This is a genomic window from Caulobacter sp. GW821-FHT09H08, from assembly GCF_059415885.1.
This window is the reverse complement of record NZ_JBWKOC010000007.1, coordinates 83988-101747: the sequence shown is the minus strand read 5'-3', so window position 1 is coordinate 101747 and position 17760 is coordinate 83988. Positions and strand designations below refer to the sequence as shown.

General features: G+C 66.9%; 16 protein-coding genes and 2 pseudogenes. 12 read left to right on the top strand and 6 right to left on the bottom strand.

Annotated elements, in window-relative coordinates:
• The first annotated feature begins 15 nt into the window (after positions 1 to 15).
• From hemE to rho, 5 genes and pseudogenes are all read left to right on the top strand, one after another.
• Complete coding sequence (gene hemE / locus AC07NN_RS22840) at positions 16 to 1071, top strand: uroporphyrinogen decarboxylase (RefSeq protein WP_494646109.1); 1056 nt, start codon at positions 16 to 18, stop codon at positions 1069 to 1071.
• Positions 1071 to 2102: a ferrochelatase gene (hemH, locus tag AC07NN_RS22835; protein ID WP_494646108.1), complete on the top strand. Its 1032-nt coding sequence runs from the start codon at positions 1071 to 1073 to the stop codon at positions 2100 to 2102. Before hemE ends, hemH begins: the two co-directional genes overlap by 1 nt.
• On the top strand, positions 2057 to 2566 hold the full coding sequence (locus AC07NN_RS22830) for a CopD family protein (protein WP_494646333.1): 510 nt from the start codon (positions 2057 to 2059) through the stop codon (positions 2564 to 2566). The genes hemH and AC07NN_RS22830 overlap by 46 nt, the downstream gene beginning before the upstream one ends.
• Positions 2567 to 2665: pseudogene (locus AC07NN_RS22825) on the top strand (hypothetical protein); the annotation flags it as partial.
• 249 nt (positions 2666 to 2914) lie between these two features.
• Positions 2915 to 4351, top strand: coding sequence for a transcription termination factor Rho (gene rho / locus AC07NN_RS22820; protein ID WP_494646107.1), 1437 nt, complete (start codon positions 2915 to 2917; stop codon positions 4349 to 4351).
• 223 nt (positions 4352 to 4574) lie between these two features.
• On the opposite strand, the gene AC07NN_RS22815 is transcribed toward rho, so the two are convergent.
• Positions 4575 to 5540, bottom strand: coding sequence for a quinone oxidoreductase family protein (locus tag AC07NN_RS22815; RefSeq protein WP_494646106.1), 966 nt, complete (start codon positions 5538 to 5540; stop codon positions 4575 to 4577).
• Positions 5540 to 6235 (bottom strand): dienelactone hydrolase family protein, encoded by a 696-nt coding sequence (locus tag AC07NN_RS22810; RefSeq protein ID WP_494646105.1) that lies wholly within the window; start codon positions 6233 to 6235, stop codon positions 5540 to 5542. Before AC07NN_RS22810 ends, AC07NN_RS22815 begins: the two co-directional genes overlap by 1 nt.
• 124 nt (positions 6236 to 6359) lie before the next feature.
• Between AC07NN_RS22810 and AC07NN_RS22805 the strand changes: the two genes are divergently transcribed.
• From AC07NN_RS22805 to AC07NN_RS22775, 7 genes and pseudogenes are all read left to right on the top strand, one after another.
• Positions 6360 to 6602: a DUF6489 family protein gene (locus AC07NN_RS22805; protein WP_494646104.1), complete on the top strand. Its 243-nt coding sequence runs from the start codon at positions 6360 to 6362 to the stop codon at positions 6600 to 6602.
• A 4-nt stretch (positions 6603 to 6606) separates the two neighbouring features.
• On the top strand, positions 6607 to 7947 hold the full coding sequence (mnmE, locus tag AC07NN_RS22800) for a tRNA uridine-5-carboxymethylaminomethyl(34) synthesis GTPase MnmE (protein ID WP_494646103.1): 1341 nt from the start codon (positions 6607 to 6609) through the stop codon (positions 7945 to 7947).
• Positions 7948 to 8115: 168 nt separating this feature from the next.
• The gene (gene mnmG / locus AC07NN_RS22795; protein ID WP_494646102.1) at positions 8116 to 9972 is read left to right on the top strand and encodes a tRNA uridine-5-carboxymethylaminomethyl(34) synthesis enzyme MnmG; all 1857 of its coding nucleotides are present in this window, start codon (positions 8116 to 8118) and stop codon (positions 9970 to 9972) included.
• Between the two features lies 1 nt (position 9973).
• Complete coding sequence (rsmG, locus tag AC07NN_RS22790) at positions 9974 to 10627, top strand: 16S rRNA (guanine(527)-N(7))-methyltransferase RsmG (RefSeq protein ID WP_494646332.1); 654 nt, start codon at positions 9974 to 9976, stop codon at positions 10625 to 10627.
• Positions 10617 to 11420, top strand: coding sequence for a ParA family protein (locus AC07NN_RS22785; protein ID WP_494646101.1), 804 nt, complete (start codon positions 10617 to 10619; stop codon positions 11418 to 11420). Before rsmG ends, AC07NN_RS22785 begins: the two co-directional genes overlap by 11 nt.
• A gap of 46 nt (positions 11421 to 11466) precedes the next feature.
• Positions 11467 to 12381, top strand: a complete 915-nt coding sequence (locus tag AC07NN_RS22780; protein ID WP_494646331.1) for a ParB/RepB/Spo0J family partition protein — start codon at positions 11467 to 11469, stop codon at positions 12379 to 12381.
• Between the two features lie 224 nt (positions 12382 to 12605).
• Positions 12606 to 12713, top strand: a pseudogene (locus tag AC07NN_RS22775) (hypothetical protein); the annotation flags it as partial.
• An 8-nt stretch (positions 12714 to 12721) separates the two neighbouring features.
• Here the strand turns inward: AC07NN_RS22775 and holA are convergent.
• The 4 genes from holA to AC07NN_RS22755 all read right to left on the bottom strand — a co-directional run bounded on the left by holA (position 12722) and on the right by AC07NN_RS22755 (position 17531).
• A complete protein-coding gene (gene holA, locus AC07NN_RS22770) occupies positions 12722 to 13774 on the bottom strand; it encodes a DNA polymerase III subunit delta (RefSeq protein WP_494646100.1) in 1053 nt (350 codons plus the stop codon).
• Complete coding sequence (gene lptE, locus AC07NN_RS22765) at positions 13774 to 14274, bottom strand: LPS assembly lipoprotein LptE (protein ID WP_494646099.1); 501 nt, start codon at positions 14272 to 14274, stop codon at positions 13774 to 13776. The genes holA and lptE overlap by 1 nt, the downstream gene beginning before the upstream one ends.
• Before the next feature lie 5 nt (positions 14275 to 14279).
• Complete coding sequence (leuS, locus tag AC07NN_RS22760; RefSeq protein ID WP_494646098.1) at positions 14280 to 16865, bottom strand: leucine--tRNA ligase; 2586 nt, start codon at positions 16863 to 16865, stop codon at positions 14280 to 14282.
• 138 nt (positions 16866 to 17003) lie between these two features.
• Complete coding sequence (locus AC07NN_RS22755; RefSeq protein ID WP_494646097.1) at positions 17004 to 17531, bottom strand: DUF3576 domain-containing protein; 528 nt, start codon at positions 17529 to 17531, stop codon at positions 17004 to 17006.
• Positions 17532 to 17760 lie beyond the last annotated feature (229 nt).

The following is a 17760-nucleotide window of genomic DNA, read 5'->3' as shown; positions in this document are numbered from 1 at the left end:
GCTTTAACCCGAGCCATGACGTCTCCGGCCCAGACCCCCAAATTCCTCGCCGCGCTTTCGGGCGAGCGCCACGCGAACCCGCCGATCTGGTTCATGCGTCAGGCGGGTCGGTATCTGCCGGAGTATCGGGCGGTGCGGGCCACGGCGCCGGACTTCATCAGCTTCTGCTTCGATCCGGAGAAGGCGGCGGAAGTCACCCTGCAGCCGATGCGCCGGTTTCCGTACGACGCCTCGATCGTGTTCGCCGACATCCTGCTGATCCCGGGCGCCCTAGGCCAGAAGGTCTGGTTCGAGGCCGGTGAAGGCCCGAAGCTCGGCGAAATGCCGTCGATCGAGTCCATGGCCGACAAGGCCGGGAATGCGGGCGAGGCCCTCAAGCTCGTCGGGGAGACGCTGACCCGGGTTCGGTCGGCGCTCGATCCGTCCAAGGCCCTGATCGGTTTCGCCGGCGCGCCCTGGACCGTGGCGACCTACATGATCGAGGGCGGCTCCAGCGATCGCAGTGGCGCGCGGACCTACGCCTACCAGAACGCCGAGAAACTGGACGCCCTGATCCAGGTGCTGGTCGACTCGACGATCGACTACCTGGCCATGCAGGTCGATGCGGGGGCCCAGGCCCTGAAGCTGTTCGAGAGCTGGGCCGAGGGCCTGTCCGAGCCGCTGTTCGATCGCCTGGTCACCCAGCCGCACATCAAGATCATCGAAGGCCTGCGAGCGCGGGGCGTGACCGTGCCGATCATCGGTTTCCCGCGCGGGGCCGGGACGCTGGTCGAGGACTATGCGGCCAAGGTTCCTGTCCAGGGCGTGGCGCTCGACACCTCGGCGTCGGCCAAGCTCGGTCAATCGATCCAGAAGACCAAGACCATCCAGGGCGCGCTCGATCCGCTGCTGCTGCGGGCCGGCGGCGATGCGCTGCTGAAGCGGGTCGACGAGCTCCTGGAACAGTGGAACCAGGGTCCCTACATCTTCAACCTGGGCCACGGCATCCTGCCCGACACGCCGATCGCGAATGTCGAGCTCGTGCTGGAGCGGGTGACCGGCCAGAAGGTCGCCCAAAAGGCTTCGAGCTAGTGGCCAAGAAGCTCGCGGTCGTCCTCTTCAACCTCGGTGGGCCGGATGGTCCAGCTGCGGTGCGGCCGTTCCTGTTCAACCTGTTCCGCGACCCGGCGATCATCGGCCTGCCGGCGCTGTTCCGCTATCCGCTGGCGGCGCTGATCGCCTCGACCCGCGCGAAGAGCGCCAAGGCCAACTACGCGATCATGGGCGGCGGCTCGCCGTTGCTGCCGGAGACGGAGAAGCAGGCGAGGGCGCTGGAGGCCGAACTGGCTCGGACGCTGCCGGGCGTGGAGGCCAAGTGCTTCATCGCCATGCGCTACTGGCATCCGCTGACTGGCGAGACCGCGAAGCAGGTGAGTGCATTCGCACCTGATGAGATCGTGCTGCTGCCGCTCTATCCGCAATATTCGGCGACCACGACGGCGTCGTCGCTGAAGGCCTGGCGGGAAAGCTATTCGGGCGGCGGTCGCCAGACGACGGTTTGCTGCTATCCGGACGAGCCGGGTCTGGTCGACGCCCACGCCCGTCTGATCCGCGAGACCTGGGAGAAGGCCGGTTCGCCGAGCAACGTGCGCCTGCTGTTCTCGGCCCACGGCCTGCCGGAGAAGGTGATCCTGGGCGGCGATCCCTACCAGAAGCAGGTCGAAGCGACAGCCGCGGCGGTGGCGGCCAGGCTGCCGGCCGGACTGGACTGGATCGTCTGCTACCAGAGCCGGGTCGGGCCGATGAAGTGGATCGGTCCCTCGACCGACGACGAGATCCGCCGGGCGGGCGCCGACGGCAAGGGCGTGATCGTCACCCCGATCGCCTTTGTCTCCGAGCACGTCGAGACCCTGGTCGAGCTGGACCACGAGTATGCCGAGCTGGCGCAAGAGGTCGGGGTCGCTTCCTATCTCCGCGTCCCGGCCTTGGGCGTCGCGCCGGAGTTCATCGGCGGCCTGGCTGGACTGGTCAGCCAAGCCTTGGGCGCCGGCGGGGTCATCCCCGGCAGCGGCTGGCGCTGTGGCGAATTCAACTGCCCGTGCAAAGAGGGGGCCTCGGCGTGATCGATTTCCTGGTGGTGCACTTCAACGTCGTGCGCGGGCTGCACATCCTGTCGGTCATCGCTTTCATGGCCGGGATGCTCTACCTGCCGCGCCTGTTCGTCTATCACACCAAGGCCACGCCGGGTTCGGAGATGGACGAGACCTTCAAGGTCATGGAGCGCCGGCTGCTGCGGGGGATCATCAATCCCGCGTCGATCGCTACGGCGGTCTTCGGCCTCGGTCTGATCCTGGCCGACAGTGCGATCCGTGGCTGGGGCTTCCTGGCCCAGCCCTGGATGGCCACCAAGCTGGTCGCCCTGGTCGGCCTCTATGGCTGGCACGGCTTCCTGTCGGCCTCGCGCAAGAAGTTCGAGCGCGGCGAGAACACCCGCTCGGAGAAGTTCTGGCGGATCACCAACGAGATCCCGTTCGTGCTGGCGATCGTCATCGTCATTTCGGTGACGACGAAGTTCCTGAACCACTGAGGGCCTGTCCTCGCCCTTCGACAAGCTCAGGGTGAGGACTACTTTTGGCGCCGAGGCCGTAGAAACCCTCATCCTGAGCTCGTCGAAGGACGAGGGTTTCGGGTCCCACCGCTTGACCCGCTGCCCCACGCGTGGTTTGCATCCAAGAAGTTCGGTTTTCCCGAACTTCTTCTTCACGGACCGGCGCCCGTCCTGGCGCGCCCCGCGAGCGATCCGCTCCAAGGTCCGTCCCCCGAACGATCCGCGTCATCGTCAACCGACGCGCATGTTGGCCCAAGGCCGGCATGACCCATGAATTCTACCGGCCGGACTCCGTCGTGGAGCCCGAGCCCTTCCTTGAGTCTTGTCATGACCGAAGAAACCGAAAACGAAATCCCGGTTGCCGAAGAGGCGACCACCGAAGAGACCTCCGTCGATATCGACACGACCGTTGACGCGAGCGCCGAAGCCGCCGCCGAAGCGGAAGTCGATGGCGACGACGATGGCTCTGGCATCGCCGAGGCCGTCGCGGCTCTGGGCCTGAAGTCCATGTCCTTGCAGGAGCTGAAGGAGAAATCCCCGGCCGACCTGCTGGCGTTCGCCGAGACCTTCGAGGTCGAGAACGCCAACTCCATGCGCAAGCAGGACATGATGTTCGCGATCCTGAAGACCCTCGCCGAAGAAGGCGTGGAGATCTCGGGTTCGGGCACCATGGAAGTGGTGCAGGACGGCTTCGGCTTCCTGCGCTCGCCGGAAGCCAACTACCTGCCGGGTCCGGACGACATCTACGTCTCGCCCTCGCAGATCCGGAAGTATGGCCTGCGCACCGGCGACAGCGTCGACGGCGCCATCCGGTCGCCCCGCGAAGGCGAGCGCTACTTCGCCCTGACCAGCGTGGCCAAAATCAATTTCGAAGCGCCTGACAACGTCAAGCACAAGATCCACTTCGACAACCTGACGCCGCTCTATCCCGACGAGCGCCTGAACATGGAACTGCCCGATCCGACCATCAAGGATCGCTCGGGCCGCGTCATCGACATCGTCGCCCCGCTCGGCAAGGGCCAACGCTGCCTGATCGTCGCCCCGCCGCGCGTGGGTAAGACGGTCATGCTGCAGAACATCGCCAAGTCGATCGAGACCAACCACCCCGAGTGCTACCTGATCGTCCTGCTGATCGACGAGCGTCCGGAAGAAGTCACCGACATGCAGCGCACGGTGAAGGGCGAGGTCATCGCCTCGACCTTCGACGAGCCGGCGACCCGCCACGTGCAGGTGGCCGAGATGGTCATCGAAAAGGCCAAGCGCCTGGTCGAGCACAAGCGCGACGTCGTCATCCTGCTGGACTCGGTCACGCGTCTGGGCCGGGCCTACAACACCACCGTCCCGTCGTCGGGCAAGGTGCTGACCGGCGGTGTCGACGCCAACGCCTTGCAGCGTCCGAAGCGCTTCTTTGGCGCGGCGCGTAACGTCGAGGAGGGCGGCTCGCTCTCGATCATCGCCACGGCCCTGATCGACACCGGCAGCCGCATGGACGAAGTGATCTTCGAAGAGTTCAAGGGCACCGGTAACTCGGAAATCGTCCTGGACCGCAAGGTCGCGGACAAGCGCATCTTCCCGGCCATCGACGTGCTCAAGTCGGGCACTCGCAAGGAAGAGCTCATCACGCCGCGCGACCAGCTGCAGAAGACCTACGTCCTGCGCCGCATCCTCAACCCGATGGGCGCGTCGGATGCGATCGAGTTCCTGCTCGACAAGCTGCGTCAGTCGAAGACCAACGGCGACTTCTTCCAGTCGATGAACACCTGAGTCCAACCAGACTCATACCGAAACGAGAAAGGCCCCGGTTCTACCCGGGGCCTTTTTTGTTGGGTCGTACTTGGCATCTCCTCCTCCTAAGGGGAGGTGGCCCGTAGGGCCGGAGGGGGCAGCGCGGCCTAGGCCGAGTAGCCCCCTCAGTCGCGGAGTTTATCCTCGGGCCGACCTCTGGTCGGTCCTGGGGGCGACAGCTCCCCCGGGAGGGGAGCAGAATTCAGGGAATCAACAAAGTCGCCCCGGTGGTCTTGCGACCCTCGAGGGCTTCATGCGCGGCGCGGGCTTCAGCGAGCGGGAAGGTCTGGCCGATGTCGATCTTCACCGCGCCCGAGGCGAGGACCGCGAACAGGGCCTCAGCGCTCTCATCCAGCTCCTCGGTCGTGACGATGTAGTCGAACAGGCGCGGGCGGGTGACGTAGGCCGACTTGGCCCCCAACTCCAGCGGGGCGAACGGCGGGACCGGACCCGAGGCATTGCCGAAGGTAACCAGCACGCCGCGACGCGCCAGGCTCTTCAGGCTGGCCGTCCAGGTGTCCTTGCCGACGCCGTCATAGACGACCGCCACGCCCTTGCCGCCGGTGATCTCGCCGACGCGGACGGCGACGTCCTCGTGGCTATAGTCGATCACGTGATCCGCACCGAGATCGCGGGCGATGGCCGCCTTGGCCTCGGAGCCGACCGTGGCGATCACCGTGGCGCCCAGGGCCTTGCACCACTGGACCAGGATCTGGCCGACGCCGCCGGCGGCAGCATGGACCAGGACGAGGTCTCCGGGTTTCACGTGGAAACACCGGCGGACCAGGAACTCGGCCGTCATGCCCTTGAGCAGGGCGGCGGCCGCGATCTCCAGGCTGACGCCGTCGGGAACCTTCACCGCGCGGTCGGCCGGTACGACAGTCGCCTCGGCATAGGCGCCCATGGTCCCGTTGTAGGCGACGCGGTCGCCGACCTGGAACCGCGTGACGCCATCGCCGACGGCCTCGACCACGCCCGCCGCCTCGAGCCCGATGACCACGGGCATCTTCAGCGGGTAGAGGCCTGAGCGGTGATAGGTGTCGATATAGTTCAGGCCGACGGCCTTATGCCGGATCAGGATCTGACCGGGGGCGGGCGAGGGGAGGTCGAGTTCGACGGCCTCCAGGACTTCGGGCCCGCCGGTGCGGACAGCTTGGATCGCCAGCATCAGCCCAACACTTTCTGGAAGAAGGTCAGGCTGCGGCCATTGGCCTTGGCCGCATCGGCGGCGTCGTAGTGCGCGCCGCCTTCCCGCGCGAAGGCGTGGTCGCGATCGGCATAGGTATGGAGCTCGATCTGCGGGTGGTCCTTCAGGGCGGCGAAGATGACCTGCTGGGCTTCCGGCGGGACGAACTGATCCTTCTCGGCCACGTGCATCAGCAGCGGCTTGTTCAGCTTCTCGGCCTCGCCGACATGCTTCTCGATGCCGACGCCGTAGTAGGAAACCGAGGCGTCGACGTCGGTGCGGGTCGCCGTGAGGAAGGCCAGCAGGCCGCCCAGGCAATAGCCGACCGCGCCGACCTTGCCGTTGACGCCGTCCAGCTTGCGGACCGCGGCGATAGTGGCGGCGATGTCGTTCACGCCGGCGTCCACGTCGAACGCGTTGAACAGTTCAAAGGCGCGCTTCCACTCGGCCTCGGACTGGTCGGTGATGTCGATGCCGGGCTCGATCCGCCAGAAGAGATCGGGGCAGATGGCGACGAAGCCCTGGGACGCCAGGCCATCGCAGATGTCCCGCATCACCTTGTTGACGCCAAAGATCTCCTGGATCACGACGACGGCCGGGGCGCTCTGTGCTTGAGGTCGCGCCACATAGGCCGAAAAGGCGCCGTCGGGCGTTGTGATCGTGAGGGTCTCGCTCATCGGGGCTCTCCGGCTTTTCTGGTCCCAGGCCAGGACCAATGTGACTTTCGGCCAAAGCGCTCTAACCTGCGCCGACGGGCCATGCCCCATAACAATATCGTGCCCTGACCGAAGGGAACTTCCGATGAAGATGACGATCGAGATCGACTGCACGCCGGTGGAGGCGCGGACCTTCCTGGGCCTGCCCGATGTCAGCGCGCTCAACGACCATCTCGTGAAAGAGATGCAGAACCGCATGGACGCCAACATGGCGATGCTGGCGCCCGAGGAACTGATGAAGAACTGGATGGCCTTCGGCGCCGGAGCCCAGGAGCAGTTCCGCAAGCTGATGACGGCCGCCGCCGGCGCGGCGGTCGGGAAGCCCTAGACGCATGAGCGATACGATTTTCGCCCTGGCCACCGCGGCCGGGCGAGCAGCGGTGGCCGTGGTCCGTGTCTCGGGCCCGGCGACGCTGACGACTGTTCAGGCCCTATGTGGCAAGGCGCCGGCGCCGCGCATGGCGGCCGTGCGGAAGCTCCGCCATCAGGGCGTCGAACTGGACGAGGCGCTGGTCCTGCGGTTCGAGGGACCGGCCAGCTATACCGGTGAGGACAGCGCCGAGTTTCACGTGCACGGCGGACGCGCCGTGGTCGAGGCGCTGCTGGCGGCCCTCGTCGATCTGGGCCTGCGCCTGGCGGAGCCCGGCGAGTTCACGCGGCGGGCTTTCGAGAACGGCAAGCTGGACCTGGCCCAGGCCGAGGGCGTGGCCGACCTGATCGACGCCGAGACCGAGGCTCAGCGCAAGCAGGCGCTCGGCCAGGTGGGCGGCGCGCTGAGCCAGCGCTATGAGCGGTGGCGTGATCTCCTGGTTCAGTCCCTGGCGATGCTGGAAGCCGCTGTCGACTTCCCGGATGAGGATTTGCCGGAAGAGGTGGCCGAGCGGGCGCGGCCGGGCCTGCGCACGCTGAGCGCCGAGCTGGACGCGGCCCTGGCCGATGTTTCCCGTGGTCGCCGGGTTCGCGATGGCTTCCGCATTGCCCTGGTCGGCGCGCCGAACGCCGGCAAAAGCACGCTGCTCAATGGCCTCGTTGAGCGAGATGCGGCCATCGTCACGGATACGCCCGGCACTACTCGCGACGTGATCGAGGTTCCGCTGGTGCTCGGCGGCTATAAGATTCTGATCGCGGATACGGCGGGAATCCGGGAAACCACTGACCTCATCGAAGCTGAAGGCGTGCGCCGGGCGCGGGCCTGGGCTGAGGAAGCTGACCTAAGACTTTGGGTTGTTGATGGGTTTCACGTGAAACATGCGGTGGAGCTTGAAGCGGCTGTTGGGACCGGCGATTGGCTGGTGCTGAACAAGGCCGACATCGCGGACGCCGCTGAGCTGGACGCCGCTCAGTCATACTGGACGGGGAGGGGCCTGAACGCGGTTCGCCTCTCCGCGAAGTCTGGGGAAGCGATCGACGCCCTGCGAAACGCGCTATCCGCCCATGTCGCCGAGGCCCTTTCGGGCGCCGAGTTCCCAGCGGCGACCCGCCTGCGCCATGCTGAGCGCCTGAGGGAGGCTCAAGGGTACCTTGCGCGCGCGCTTTCCGAGGTGGGGCTGGAGGTCGAACTCGCCGCCGAGGATGTCCGCTTGGCCGCCCGCGCGCTGGAGAAGATAACAGGCCGGGTCGATCCGGAAGACGTGCTGGGCCGCGTCTTCTCGACCTTCTGCATCGGCAAGTGATGTTTCACGTGGAACTGTCCCCATATCATCCACAGCGCGCTCACAGCTGCGGCGGGGGTGTTTCACGTGAAACGCCGTTGAGTCACATCGACCGCCTCGCCTGATTGGCGTATATGTCGAGTCCAACGCCCCCGCTCGTTCGGGGGCGTTCGCATTGAGGCGAGTCTTTTGTCCAAGTCCTGGGATGTCATTGTCATCGGCGGCGGTCACGCCGGCTGCGAGGCGGCGGCCGCCTCGGCGCGCGCGGGCGCGCGCACCCTGCTGCTAACCCACAAGCTTGAAACCGTCGGCGAGATGTCGTGCAACCCGGCCATCGGCGGCCTGGGCAAGGGTCATCTGGTCCGTGAGATCGACGCCCTGGATGGCGTCATGGGCCGCCTGGCCGACAAGGCCGGCATTCAGTTCCGGATGCTGAACCGCTCCAAGGGGCCCGCGGTGCGCGGCCCGCGCTCGCAGATCGACCGCCGGCTCTATCGCGAGGCCATGCAGGCCGAGCTGGCCGCCACGGCAAACCTCGACATCATCGCCGCCGCCGCCGAGGATCTGATCGTCGAGGACGGTAAGGTGGCGGGCGCCGTCGACGGGGAAGGGCGGAGCTACCGCGCGCCACGTGTAATCCTGACGACCGGCACCTTCCTGAAGGGCGTCATCCATCGGGGCGAGGATCGCATCCCCGCTGGCCGTGTCGATGACCAGCCGGCCATCGGCCTGTCGGATCGCCTGTACGGCCTGGGCTTCCAGATGGGCCGCCTCAAGACCGGCACGCCCGCCCGCCTGGACGGCAAGACCATCGCCTGGGACCAGCTGGACAGCCAGGCGGCCGATGATGAGCCGGTCCCGTTCTCGTACCTGACCGACAAGATCGACGTTCCGCAGATCGCTTGTGGCGTCACCTTCACCACCGAAGAGACCCACCGGATCATCGCCGAGCGCATTGGCGAGTCGCTTGTCTATAGCGGCCGCGCCACGGGAGTCGGCCCGCGCTATTGCCCGTCGATCGAGGACAAGGTCGTCCGCTTCGCCGACAAGACCAGCCACCAGATCTTCCTGGAACCGGAAGGCCTGGACGACGACACGGTCTATCCGAACGGCATTTCCACGTCGGTGTCGGAAGAGACCCAGCTGCTGTTCCTGCGCACGATCCCCGGCCTCGAGAAGGTCGAGGTGATCCGTTACGGCTATGCGATCGAATACGACTATGTCGATCCGCGCGAGCTGTACGCCACGCTGGAGACCAAGCGCCTGCCGGGCCTGTACCTCGCCGGCCAGATCAACGGCACGACGGGCTATGAAGAGGCGGGGGCTCAAGGCCTGATCGCCGGCCTCAACGCGGCGCTGGCGCAGCAGGGCAGGGAGCCCGCCGTCTTCGCCCGCGACGAGGCCTATATCGGGGTGATGATCGACGACCTCGTTACACGTGGCGTCACCGAGCCGTACCGGATGTTCACCAGCCGGGCCGAGTTCCGCCTGACCCTGCGCGCCGACAATGCCGACCAGCGCCTGACCGATCGTGGGATCGAACTGGGCGTGGTCGGCGAGGGTCGCGCCCAGGCCTGGGGCGAGAAGAAAGCGCGACTGGAAGCGGCTCGCAGCTTTGCTCGGTCCGTCACCCTGACCCCGAACGAGGCGGTGAAAGCCGGCTTCAAGGTCAACAGCGACGGCGTGCGCCGGGACGTGTTCGCCATGCTGGCCTATCCGGACGTGACGCTGGACGATCTCGGCCGTATCTGGCCCGAGGTTTTCACGTGGAACACCGACGTCCGCGAGCAGATCGAGATCGAGGCCGCCTATGCCGGCTATCTCGACCGCCAGCGCGCCGACGCCGAGTCACTGCGCAAGGACGAGGACCTGCGCCTGCCGGCCGACCTGGACTATGCCGATATCGGCAGTCTCTCCAACGAGGTGCGTGAGAAGTTGGCGCGTGTGCGTCCCCTGACCCTGGGCCAGGCGGCCCGCATCGAGGGCGTGACCCCCGGCGCGCTGACCGCGCTGCTGGCCCACGTGAGGCGCAGCCGTGCAGCCTGACATGGTTCAAGAGCAGATTGGCCTCGCGGAACCGCCGGTCCTCGACGCGGCTGGTTACCAAGCCCTTACCGGCTACAGCGACGCCCAGATCGACGATCTGGCCCGCTACCAGGCGCTCTTGGCCGAGTGGAACGAGGTGATGAACCTCGTCGGCCCGCTGACCATCGCCACCTATTGGACGCGCCACGCCTTGGACAGTTCGCAGTTGCTGGCCATGGCGCCGGAAGCTCGCACCTGGGCCGACCTCGGCGCGGGCGCTGGTCTGCCCGGCGTCGTGCTGGCCATACTCCTGAAAGGCCAGGAGGGCGCCAAGGTCCACCTGGTCGAGAGCATGACCAAGCGCTGCCGCTTCCTCGAGGTGGCCGCCAAGGCGCTGGACCTGCCGGTCGAGATCCACAACGCTCGAGCCGAAACCCTGAAGCTGAAGGTCGATGTCGTCACCGCGCGGGCTTGCGCGCCGATGACCAAGCTTTTCGGTTTCGCCGAACCCTATCTGCATCGCGGCGCCTTGGGCCTGTTCCTGAAGGGCCAGGATGTCGCGGCCGAGCTGACCGAGGCCTCCAAGGCCTGGAAGTTCGCCAGCGAACTCAGCACCAGTCAAAGCGACCCTCGCGGCCGCATCGTTCAAGTGAAGAGGCTTTCCCGTGTCCGCTAATCCTCTCCGCGTGCTCGCCATCTCGAACCAGAAGGGTGGGGTGGGCAAGACCACGACCGCCATCAACCTGGGCACTGCCCTGGCCGCGTGCGGCGAACGGGTGCTGCTGATCGACGCCGATCCGCAGGGCAACTGCTCGACCGGCCTGGGCATCGGCCGCACCGCGCGCCGGACCACGCTCTATGACGTGCTGATGGGCGAGTCGCCGGTGATCGACGCCGCCGTGAAGACCGAGCTGCCTGGCCTGGACGTCATACCGGCCGACGCCGACCTGTCGGGTGTCGAGATCGAACTGGGTCAGACCGCCCGCCGGTCCTACCGACTGCGCGACGCGCTGGAGACGATCCGCGCCAACGGGCCCTACACCTATGTGCTGATCGACTGCCCGCCGTCGCTGAACGTGCTGACGATCAACGCCATGACCGCCGCCGACGCGGTGTTCGTGCCGCTGCAGTGCGAGTTCTTCGCCCTGGAAGGCCTGACCCAGCTGATGCGCACGATCGAGCGCGTCCGGGGCAGCCTCAATCCGCGTCTGGAGATCCAAGGGGTTGTGCTGACCATGTACGACCGCCGCAACAGCTTGTCGGAACAGGTCGCCAAGGACGTCCGCGAGCACTTCGGCGACAAGGTCTATGACGCGGTCATCCCGCGTAACGTCCGCGTCTCGGAGGCGCCGTCGTTCGGCAAGCCCGTGCTGCTGTACGACCTGAAATGCGCCGGCAGCCAGGCCTATCTGAAGCTGGCGCGCGAGGTGATCAGCCGTGAGCGTGACCGTCAGGCTCAAGCGGCCTGAGCCTTACCTGTAAGTTTGAACCGTAAGCGTACCTAAGAAGAAGATGATGGAGACCGCCGTGGTGGGAGAGCCGGGTATGGCCGAAGGGCGTCGTGGTCTGGGTCGCGGACTTTCCGCCTTGCTGGGCGAGGTCGAGTCCGCGCCGGCCCAGGCGCCGGGCGAGCAGTCGAGCGGTTCGCGCGATACGCCGATCGAGCTCTTGAAGCGCAATCCCGACCAGCCGCGTCGCACCTTCCGCGAGGACGACCTGGAAGAGCTCTCCAACTCGATCCGCGAGAAGGGCGTCCTGCAGCCGATCCTGGTGCGGCCCTCGCCCGACACACCCGGTGAATTCCAGATCGTCGCCGGCGAACGCCGCTGGCGCGCGGCCCAGCGCGCCGGCCTGCGGGCCGTGCCGATCATGGTCCGTGAGCTGGACGACCTGGCGGTGCTGGAGATCGGCATCATCGAGAACGTCCAGCGCGCCGACCTGAACGTCCTGGAAGAGGCGCTCTCCTACAAGGTGCTGATGGAGAAGTTCGAGCGCACCCAGGAGGCCATCGCCCAGACCATCGGCAAGAGCCGCAGCCACGTCGCCAACACGATGCGCCTGCTGGCCCTACCGGACGAGGTGCAGTCCTACCTGGTCAGCGGCGAGCTGTCGGCCGGTCACGCCCGCGCCATCGCCGCGGCGGCCGACCCGGTCGCCCTGGCCAAGCAGATCATCGACGGCGGCCTGTCGGTCCGCGAGACCGAGGCCCTGGCCCGCAAGGCCCCGACCGCGACCCCGAGCAAGAACAAGGGTGGCCGTCCGCCCAAGGTGAAGGACACCGACACCCAGGCGCTGGAAGCCGACCTGTCGTCGGTCCTCGGCCTCGATGTCTCGATCGACCATCGCGGCGCCGGCGGCGCGCTGACCATCAGCTACGCGACGCTCGAGCAGCTGGACGATCTCTGTAATCGGCTCTCACGCGGAGTCTGATCCAAGTCTGATCAGACGCACCCAAAAGCGTGCGGATGAGCGGGTTTTGGACCCTTCTAAAATCGCCTCTGTCGCGCACCGAGCGGCGCCTTTCCGTACTCCGGGAGGCGCCGTTTTCGTGAGACGAGGGGGAAACGAGTCCGATCAGACTCCAAACCCTTGTGGCGTAAGGCTTTCCCGAGAACCGTCCACAGGCGCGCAAAGAGGGTGTTTTCCCTCATTTTTGTCATCCCGGCCGAAGCGCAGCGTAGAGCCGGGACCCAGGGGCGGCTGGCATGGCGCTTCGTCACCTCCTGGGTCCCGGACAGCCTCTGCGAGGCTTCCGGGATGACAAGAGGGGTTACAGCCCCAAGCGCCGCGCGCGACCCGCGATCATCAGCGCCAGGCGTTCGGCGAGCAACTGGTCGGGAGAACCGGAAGTCTTGCACGCCCGGTCGGCGGTCAGGATCTCGCCCTGGATCTCCAGGATGGCCTCCAGGTTCCAGGCGCGGGCCTGGCGGAGGAATTCGCGCTCCTGTTTCCAGAAGATGCCGGAGGCCTTGGCGGCGGCCTGCAGGTCGACGCCGTTCTTGTGCAGGGTCAGGACACGGCGCAACCGGCCCAGATAATAGCCCATGGCCCGGACGGCGGCCGGACCGCCTTCGCCCTCGGCCGCCGCGCGGCGCAGGGCCTGTTGGGCGAGACCCGCCTTGCCGCCGAACGCATCGGCGGCGGCGTCGCTGAGCGAGGCTTCGGGCTCCACGCCCAGGAAGTCGGTCAGGTCCGCGGCGGTGGCGTTGATGCCGCTGTTGGGACCCAGGTACAGCGCCAGGCGCTCGATCTCGGCGCGGGCCACGCCACGCTCCTTGGGCAGGCGCGAGACGAAGAGGTCGAGGGCCTCGCTGTTCAGGCTGACCTTGTCGTTGGCCAGGGTGTCACGGGTCAGGCGGGCCAGGTCGCCAGCCTCGTCCTCGTAACAGGGGATGACGGCGCAGCCGTTAGCCTTCTCGCCGACCTTGCGCAGCTGGGAGTCGCGGCCCAGGGCGCCAGCCTCGACCAGGAAGAAGGCGTCGGGATTGAGCTGGCCCTCGACGTGACGGGTCAGCGCCTCGGCCGCCTGCTTGTCGGGCCCGGCTTTCTCGCCGCCCAGGCGCAGGCGCACCAGGCGCCGGCCGCCCATCAGCGACATGGCCGACAGCTCGTCTTCCAGCTTGGCCGGATCGGCGTCCAGGTCGCCGTCGGTGAGCATGGCGGTGTCGAAGGGGTCGTCCGGGCGCTCGACCACGCGCTTGACCAGGGCGTTGGCGCGATCGCGCACGACACCCCGGTCCTTGCCGTAGATGACCACGGCCCGGATGTCCGGGGTCGGCTCCCTCAGGAAGCGTTCGACGTCCGGACGCTTGGAGAGGATCATTAGGCCGGCTTCCGGCCCGCCAGCCAAGTGGCGAGGTCCAGCTGGATCTTGCGCGCGGCTTCGGTCGCCGCCCGCTCCTGGCCGTCGTTCTGGGCCGCGATGGCGGCATAGGGCTGGTCGGCGGAGTCGTAGGTCACCGAGACCTCGGTCTTGCCCTTGTGGGCTTCGGCGCCGGTCTTGGCGTCCGTCAGGCGCCAATCGACGGCCATCCGCAGTTCATAGCGGTTGGCGACGTTGTCGAGGCGCACGCCACGGGCGAAACGCACCTCGTTGACCGAGACCTGCAGCCTGTAGGCCACCGCATCGCCAGCCTTGTGGCCCAGGGCGTCGTCCAGCTGCTCGCGCAGCAGGTAGCCGCCGCGCCCTTCGGAGGCGACGGTCTCGATGCTGGTGAGGCCGCCCTCGACGCCGGGACGGCCGTACAGCGGCGTGAAGCCGGCGCAGGCCGAGAGGGCCAGGGTCGAGAGGGTGAGGGCGCTGGCCGTCAGGAAGCGTTTCATCTGTCTCAGTTGGCCACGATGTTGACGATACGGTCTTTGACCACGATCACCTTGCGGACCGTGACGCCCTCAAGGTGGGCCAGGACGTTCGGATCCGCCAGAGCGATTTTCTGAACCTCGTCGTCCGGAGCGCCGGCCTTGACCTTGATCTCGCCGCGACGCTTGCCGTTGATCTGGATCGGCAGGACGCGCTCGTCGTCCGCGGCCAGGGCCGGGTCGGCCTTGGGCCAGGGCGCGTTCACGACCATGCCTTCGCCGCCGACGCTGGCCCAGGCTTCCTCGGCCAGGTGGGGCGTGAACGGGGCGACGAGGCGCGCCAGGATGTTCAGGGCTTCCTTGCGGGCCGCCAGGACACCGTTGGACGCGCCTTCTGCCGGAGCGGCCTTCAGGGCGTTCAGGAACTCGTACAGGCGGGCCACGCCGCTGTTGAAGCGGAAACCCTCGATGCTGTCGGTGACGAAGCCGATCAGCTTGTGAGCCGCCTTGCGCAAGGCCACGGCCGCCTCGTCGGCGTCGTCATGGGCGAAGTCGCCGGCCGGTTGGCTGTCGAACTCGTTCCACAGGCGGTGCGTGAAGCGCCAGCTGCCCTCGACGCCCGAGTTCGTCCACTGGACGTCGCGCTCAGGCGGGCTGTCGGACATCACGAACAGGCGCGCGCTATCGACGCCGTAGGCCTCGAAGATGTCCTCGGGGGCGACGACGTTCTTCTTGGACTTCGACATCTTCTCGATGTCGCCGATGACGATCGGCGCGCCGGTCTTGGCGTGCTTGGCGCTGCGGCTGTTGCCCTCGGCGGTGATCACCACGTCCGATGGCTCGACCCACTCGCCGGCCTCGTTCTTGTAGGCCTCGTGGGTGACCATGCCTTGGGTGAACAGGCCCGCGAACGGCTCTTCGACCGACAGCAGGTTCTCGTCCTTCAGGGCGCGAGTGATGAAGCGCGCGTACAGCAGGTGCAGGATCGCGTGCTCGACGCCGCCGATATACTGGTCGACGGCCATCCAGTAGTCGGCCGCTTCCTTGCCCACGGGCTCGTCAGCCGTCGGGTCGGCGAAGCGGGCGAAGTACCAGCTGCTGTCGATGAACGTATCCAGCGTGTCGGTCTCGCGCTCGGCGCGGCCGCCGCACGACGGACAGTTGGTGTGACGCCAGGTCGGGTGACGCAGCAGCGGGTTGCCCGGCTTGTCGAAGGTGACGTCGTCGGGCAGGGCGACCGGCAGCTGGTCTTCCGGAACCGGAACGACGCCGCAGGCCTCGCAGTGGATCACCGGGATCGGGCAGCCCCAGTAGCGCTGGCGCGAGACGCCCCAGTCGCGCAGGCGATAGACCGTCGCGCCCTGGCCCTGGCCGGCCGCTTCGATGCGGGACACGGCCTCGGCCTTGGCGGCCTCGACGTCCATGCCGTCCAGGAACTCGGAATTGAAGATCTTGCCGGGGCCGACATAGGCCTCCTTGCCGACCATGAAGGTCGCGGCGTCCTCGCCATTGGGCAGCACCACCGGCAGGACCGGCAGGTCGTACTTGCGGGCGAAGTCCAGGTCGCGCTGGTCGTGGGCCGGGCAGGCGAAGATCGCGCCGGTGCCGTAGTCCATCAGGATGAAGTTGGCGATCCAGACGGGCAGGGTGATCGACGGATCCAGCGGGTGCTGCACGCGCAGGCCGGTGTCGTAGCCCAGCTTCTCGGCGCTCTCGATCTCGGCTTCCGAGGTGCCGCCCTTGCGGCAGTCGGCGATGAACTGCTGGACCTCGGGGTTCTCGATGCCCAGGCGCTCGGCCAGCGGATGCTCGGGCGCGATGCCGACGAAGCTGGCGCCGAACAGGGTGTCGGGACGAGTGGTGTAGACCTCCAGCCCGTCGGCCATGCCGTCGGGGGCCTCACCCTCGAACTTGAACTTGAAGCGCAGGCCCTTGGAGCGACCGATCCAGTTCTCCTGCATCAGGCGAACCTTGTCGGGCCAACGGTCCAGGGTCTTCAGGCCCTCGATCAGGTCGTCGGCATATTGGGTGATCCGCAGGAACCACTGGGTCAGCTTGCGCTTCTCGACCGTCGCGCCCGAGCGCCAGCCCTTGCCGTCGATGACCTGCTCGTTGGCCAGGACGGTCATGTCGACCGGGTCCCAGTTGACGGAGGCTTCCTTGCGATAGACCAGGCCGGACTTCAGCAGGCGCAGGAACCAGGCCTGCTGCTTGCCGTAATACTCCGGGTCGCAGGTGGCGAACTCGCGCGACCAGTCGACCGAAATGCCCAGCGATTTCAGCTGCTCGCGCATGGCGGCGATGTTGTCGTAGGTCCAGCCCTTGGGATGGACGCCGCGCTCCATGGCCGCGTTCTCTGCGGGCATGCCAAACGCGTCCCAGCCCATCGGGTGCAGGACGTTGAAGCCCTGGGCGCGCTTGTAGCGGGCCACGACGTCGCCCATGGCGTAGTTGCGGACGTGGCCCATGTGGATGCGGCCCGACGGATACGGGAACATCTCGAGCACGTAGTATTTCGGACGGCCGTTGTTGATCTCGCCGGTCTTGAAGACGTCGGCCTTCGCCCAGGCTTCACGCCACTTGGGCTCGGTGTCTTTGGGATTGTAGCGGGCCATCGGAAACCAGGGTCTTAGATGCGGAAAAGCGCTCCAGGGAGCGCGGCCGCGTCAAGGTAAGCGGTTTCGCGGCCGGAGCGCGCTGAAAATAGGAAGTCGGGGTCCTCTTCGCTCGGAAGAGGACCCTTTCCTCGGGCCTTAGCCCTTGATGTTCGAAAGTCGAAGCTGACGCGCGCGGGTCAGGATCGCGTTTTCCAGGTCGGTCGCGGTCTGCTCGGCGACCGGAGCGTCGACCCAGGCGCCGTTGATGTCCTTGGACTGCTTGAACACCGTGACGTTCAGGCCGTCGGCGCGCAGGCGGGTGTCCAGGATGTAGACCGTCGCCTTGAAGCGCTCGGCCGGGGTTTCCGGGTTCACGAACCAGTCGGTGATGATCACGCCGCCGTACGGGTCGGCCGAGGCCAGCGGCATGAAGGCCAGCGTGTCCAGGCTCGCGCGCCACAGATAGCCGTTGACGCCGATCGAGCCTTCGCTGGTCGGAGCCTTGCTGCCACCGCCGAAGCGCTTGAACGGGTTCAGGCCCGGTTCGTCGCTTTGCGTGGAGAACGTCTTCGGGGGCTTGCTGCTGGCGCATGCGGTCATGCCCAGCATCGACAGAGCCAGGACGCCCGCGGCGACGCCGCGCATCACAGACCCACGCTCAAACGCCATAGTACCTCGCTCCAATGTCTCGCCGGCGCTGACGCGCATCCAGGCGCGCCCCCGCGGCCGGGAGCCGGTCTATAGCATGGCTACGCCGCCTCAAAACAGGAATCGCGTGACCTCGTCGCCACAGGAGTCGATTGAATCGCCCAATTCGGTGGGAAGTGCGACCAAAGGCCGGTTGACCGCGTTCCAGCCAAGCCTTTAATCGCAATCCAAGGGGCTCGTTCCTACATGGGGATGAGTTGGGGAC

What these genes read in the sequence shown, in the direction of transcription:
- hemE (WP_494646109.1), top strand. Translation starts at nt 16, where the DNA reads ATGACGTCTCCGGCCCAGACCCCCAAATTCCTCGCCGCGCTTTCGGGC.
- rho (WP_494646107.1), top strand. Translation starts at nt 2,915, where the DNA reads ATGACCGAAGAAACCGAAAACGAAATCCCGGTTGCCGAAGAGGCGACC.
- AC07NN_RS22815 (WP_494646106.1), bottom strand. Translation starts at nt 5,540, where the DNA reads ATGCTGGCGATCCAAGCTGTCCGCACCGGCGGGCCCGAAGTCCTGGAG.
- AC07NN_RS22810 (WP_494646105.1), bottom strand. Translation starts at nt 6,235, where the DNA reads ATGAGCGAGACCCTCACGATCACAACGCCCGACGGCGCCTTTTCGGCC.
- AC07NN_RS22805 (WP_494646104.1), top strand. Translation starts at nt 6,360, where the DNA reads ATGAAGATGACGATCGAGATCGACTGCACGCCGGTGGAGGCGCGGACC.
- mnmE (WP_494646103.1), top strand. Translation starts at nt 6,607, where the DNA reads ATGAGCGATACGATTTTCGCCCTGGCCACCGCGGCCGGGCGAGCAGCG.
- rsmG (WP_494646332.1), top strand. Translation starts at nt 9,974, where the DNA reads ATGGTTCAAGAGCAGATTGGCCTCGCGGAACCGCCGGTCCTCGACGCG.
- AC07NN_RS22780 (WP_494646331.1), top strand. Translation starts at nt 11,467, where the DNA reads ATGGAGACCGCCGTGGTGGGAGAGCCGGGTATGGCCGAAGGGCGTCGT.
- holA (WP_494646100.1), bottom strand. Translation starts at nt 13,774, where the DNA reads ATGATCCTCTCCAAGCGTCCGGACGTCGAACGCTTCCTGAGGGAGCCG.
- lptE (WP_494646099.1), bottom strand. Translation starts at nt 14,274, where the DNA reads ATGAAACGCTTCCTGACGGCCAGCGCCCTCACCCTCTCGACCCTGGCC.
- leuS (WP_494646098.1), bottom strand. Translation starts at nt 16,865, where the DNA reads ATGGCCCGCTACAATCCCAAAGACACCGAGCCCAAGTGGCGTGAAGCC.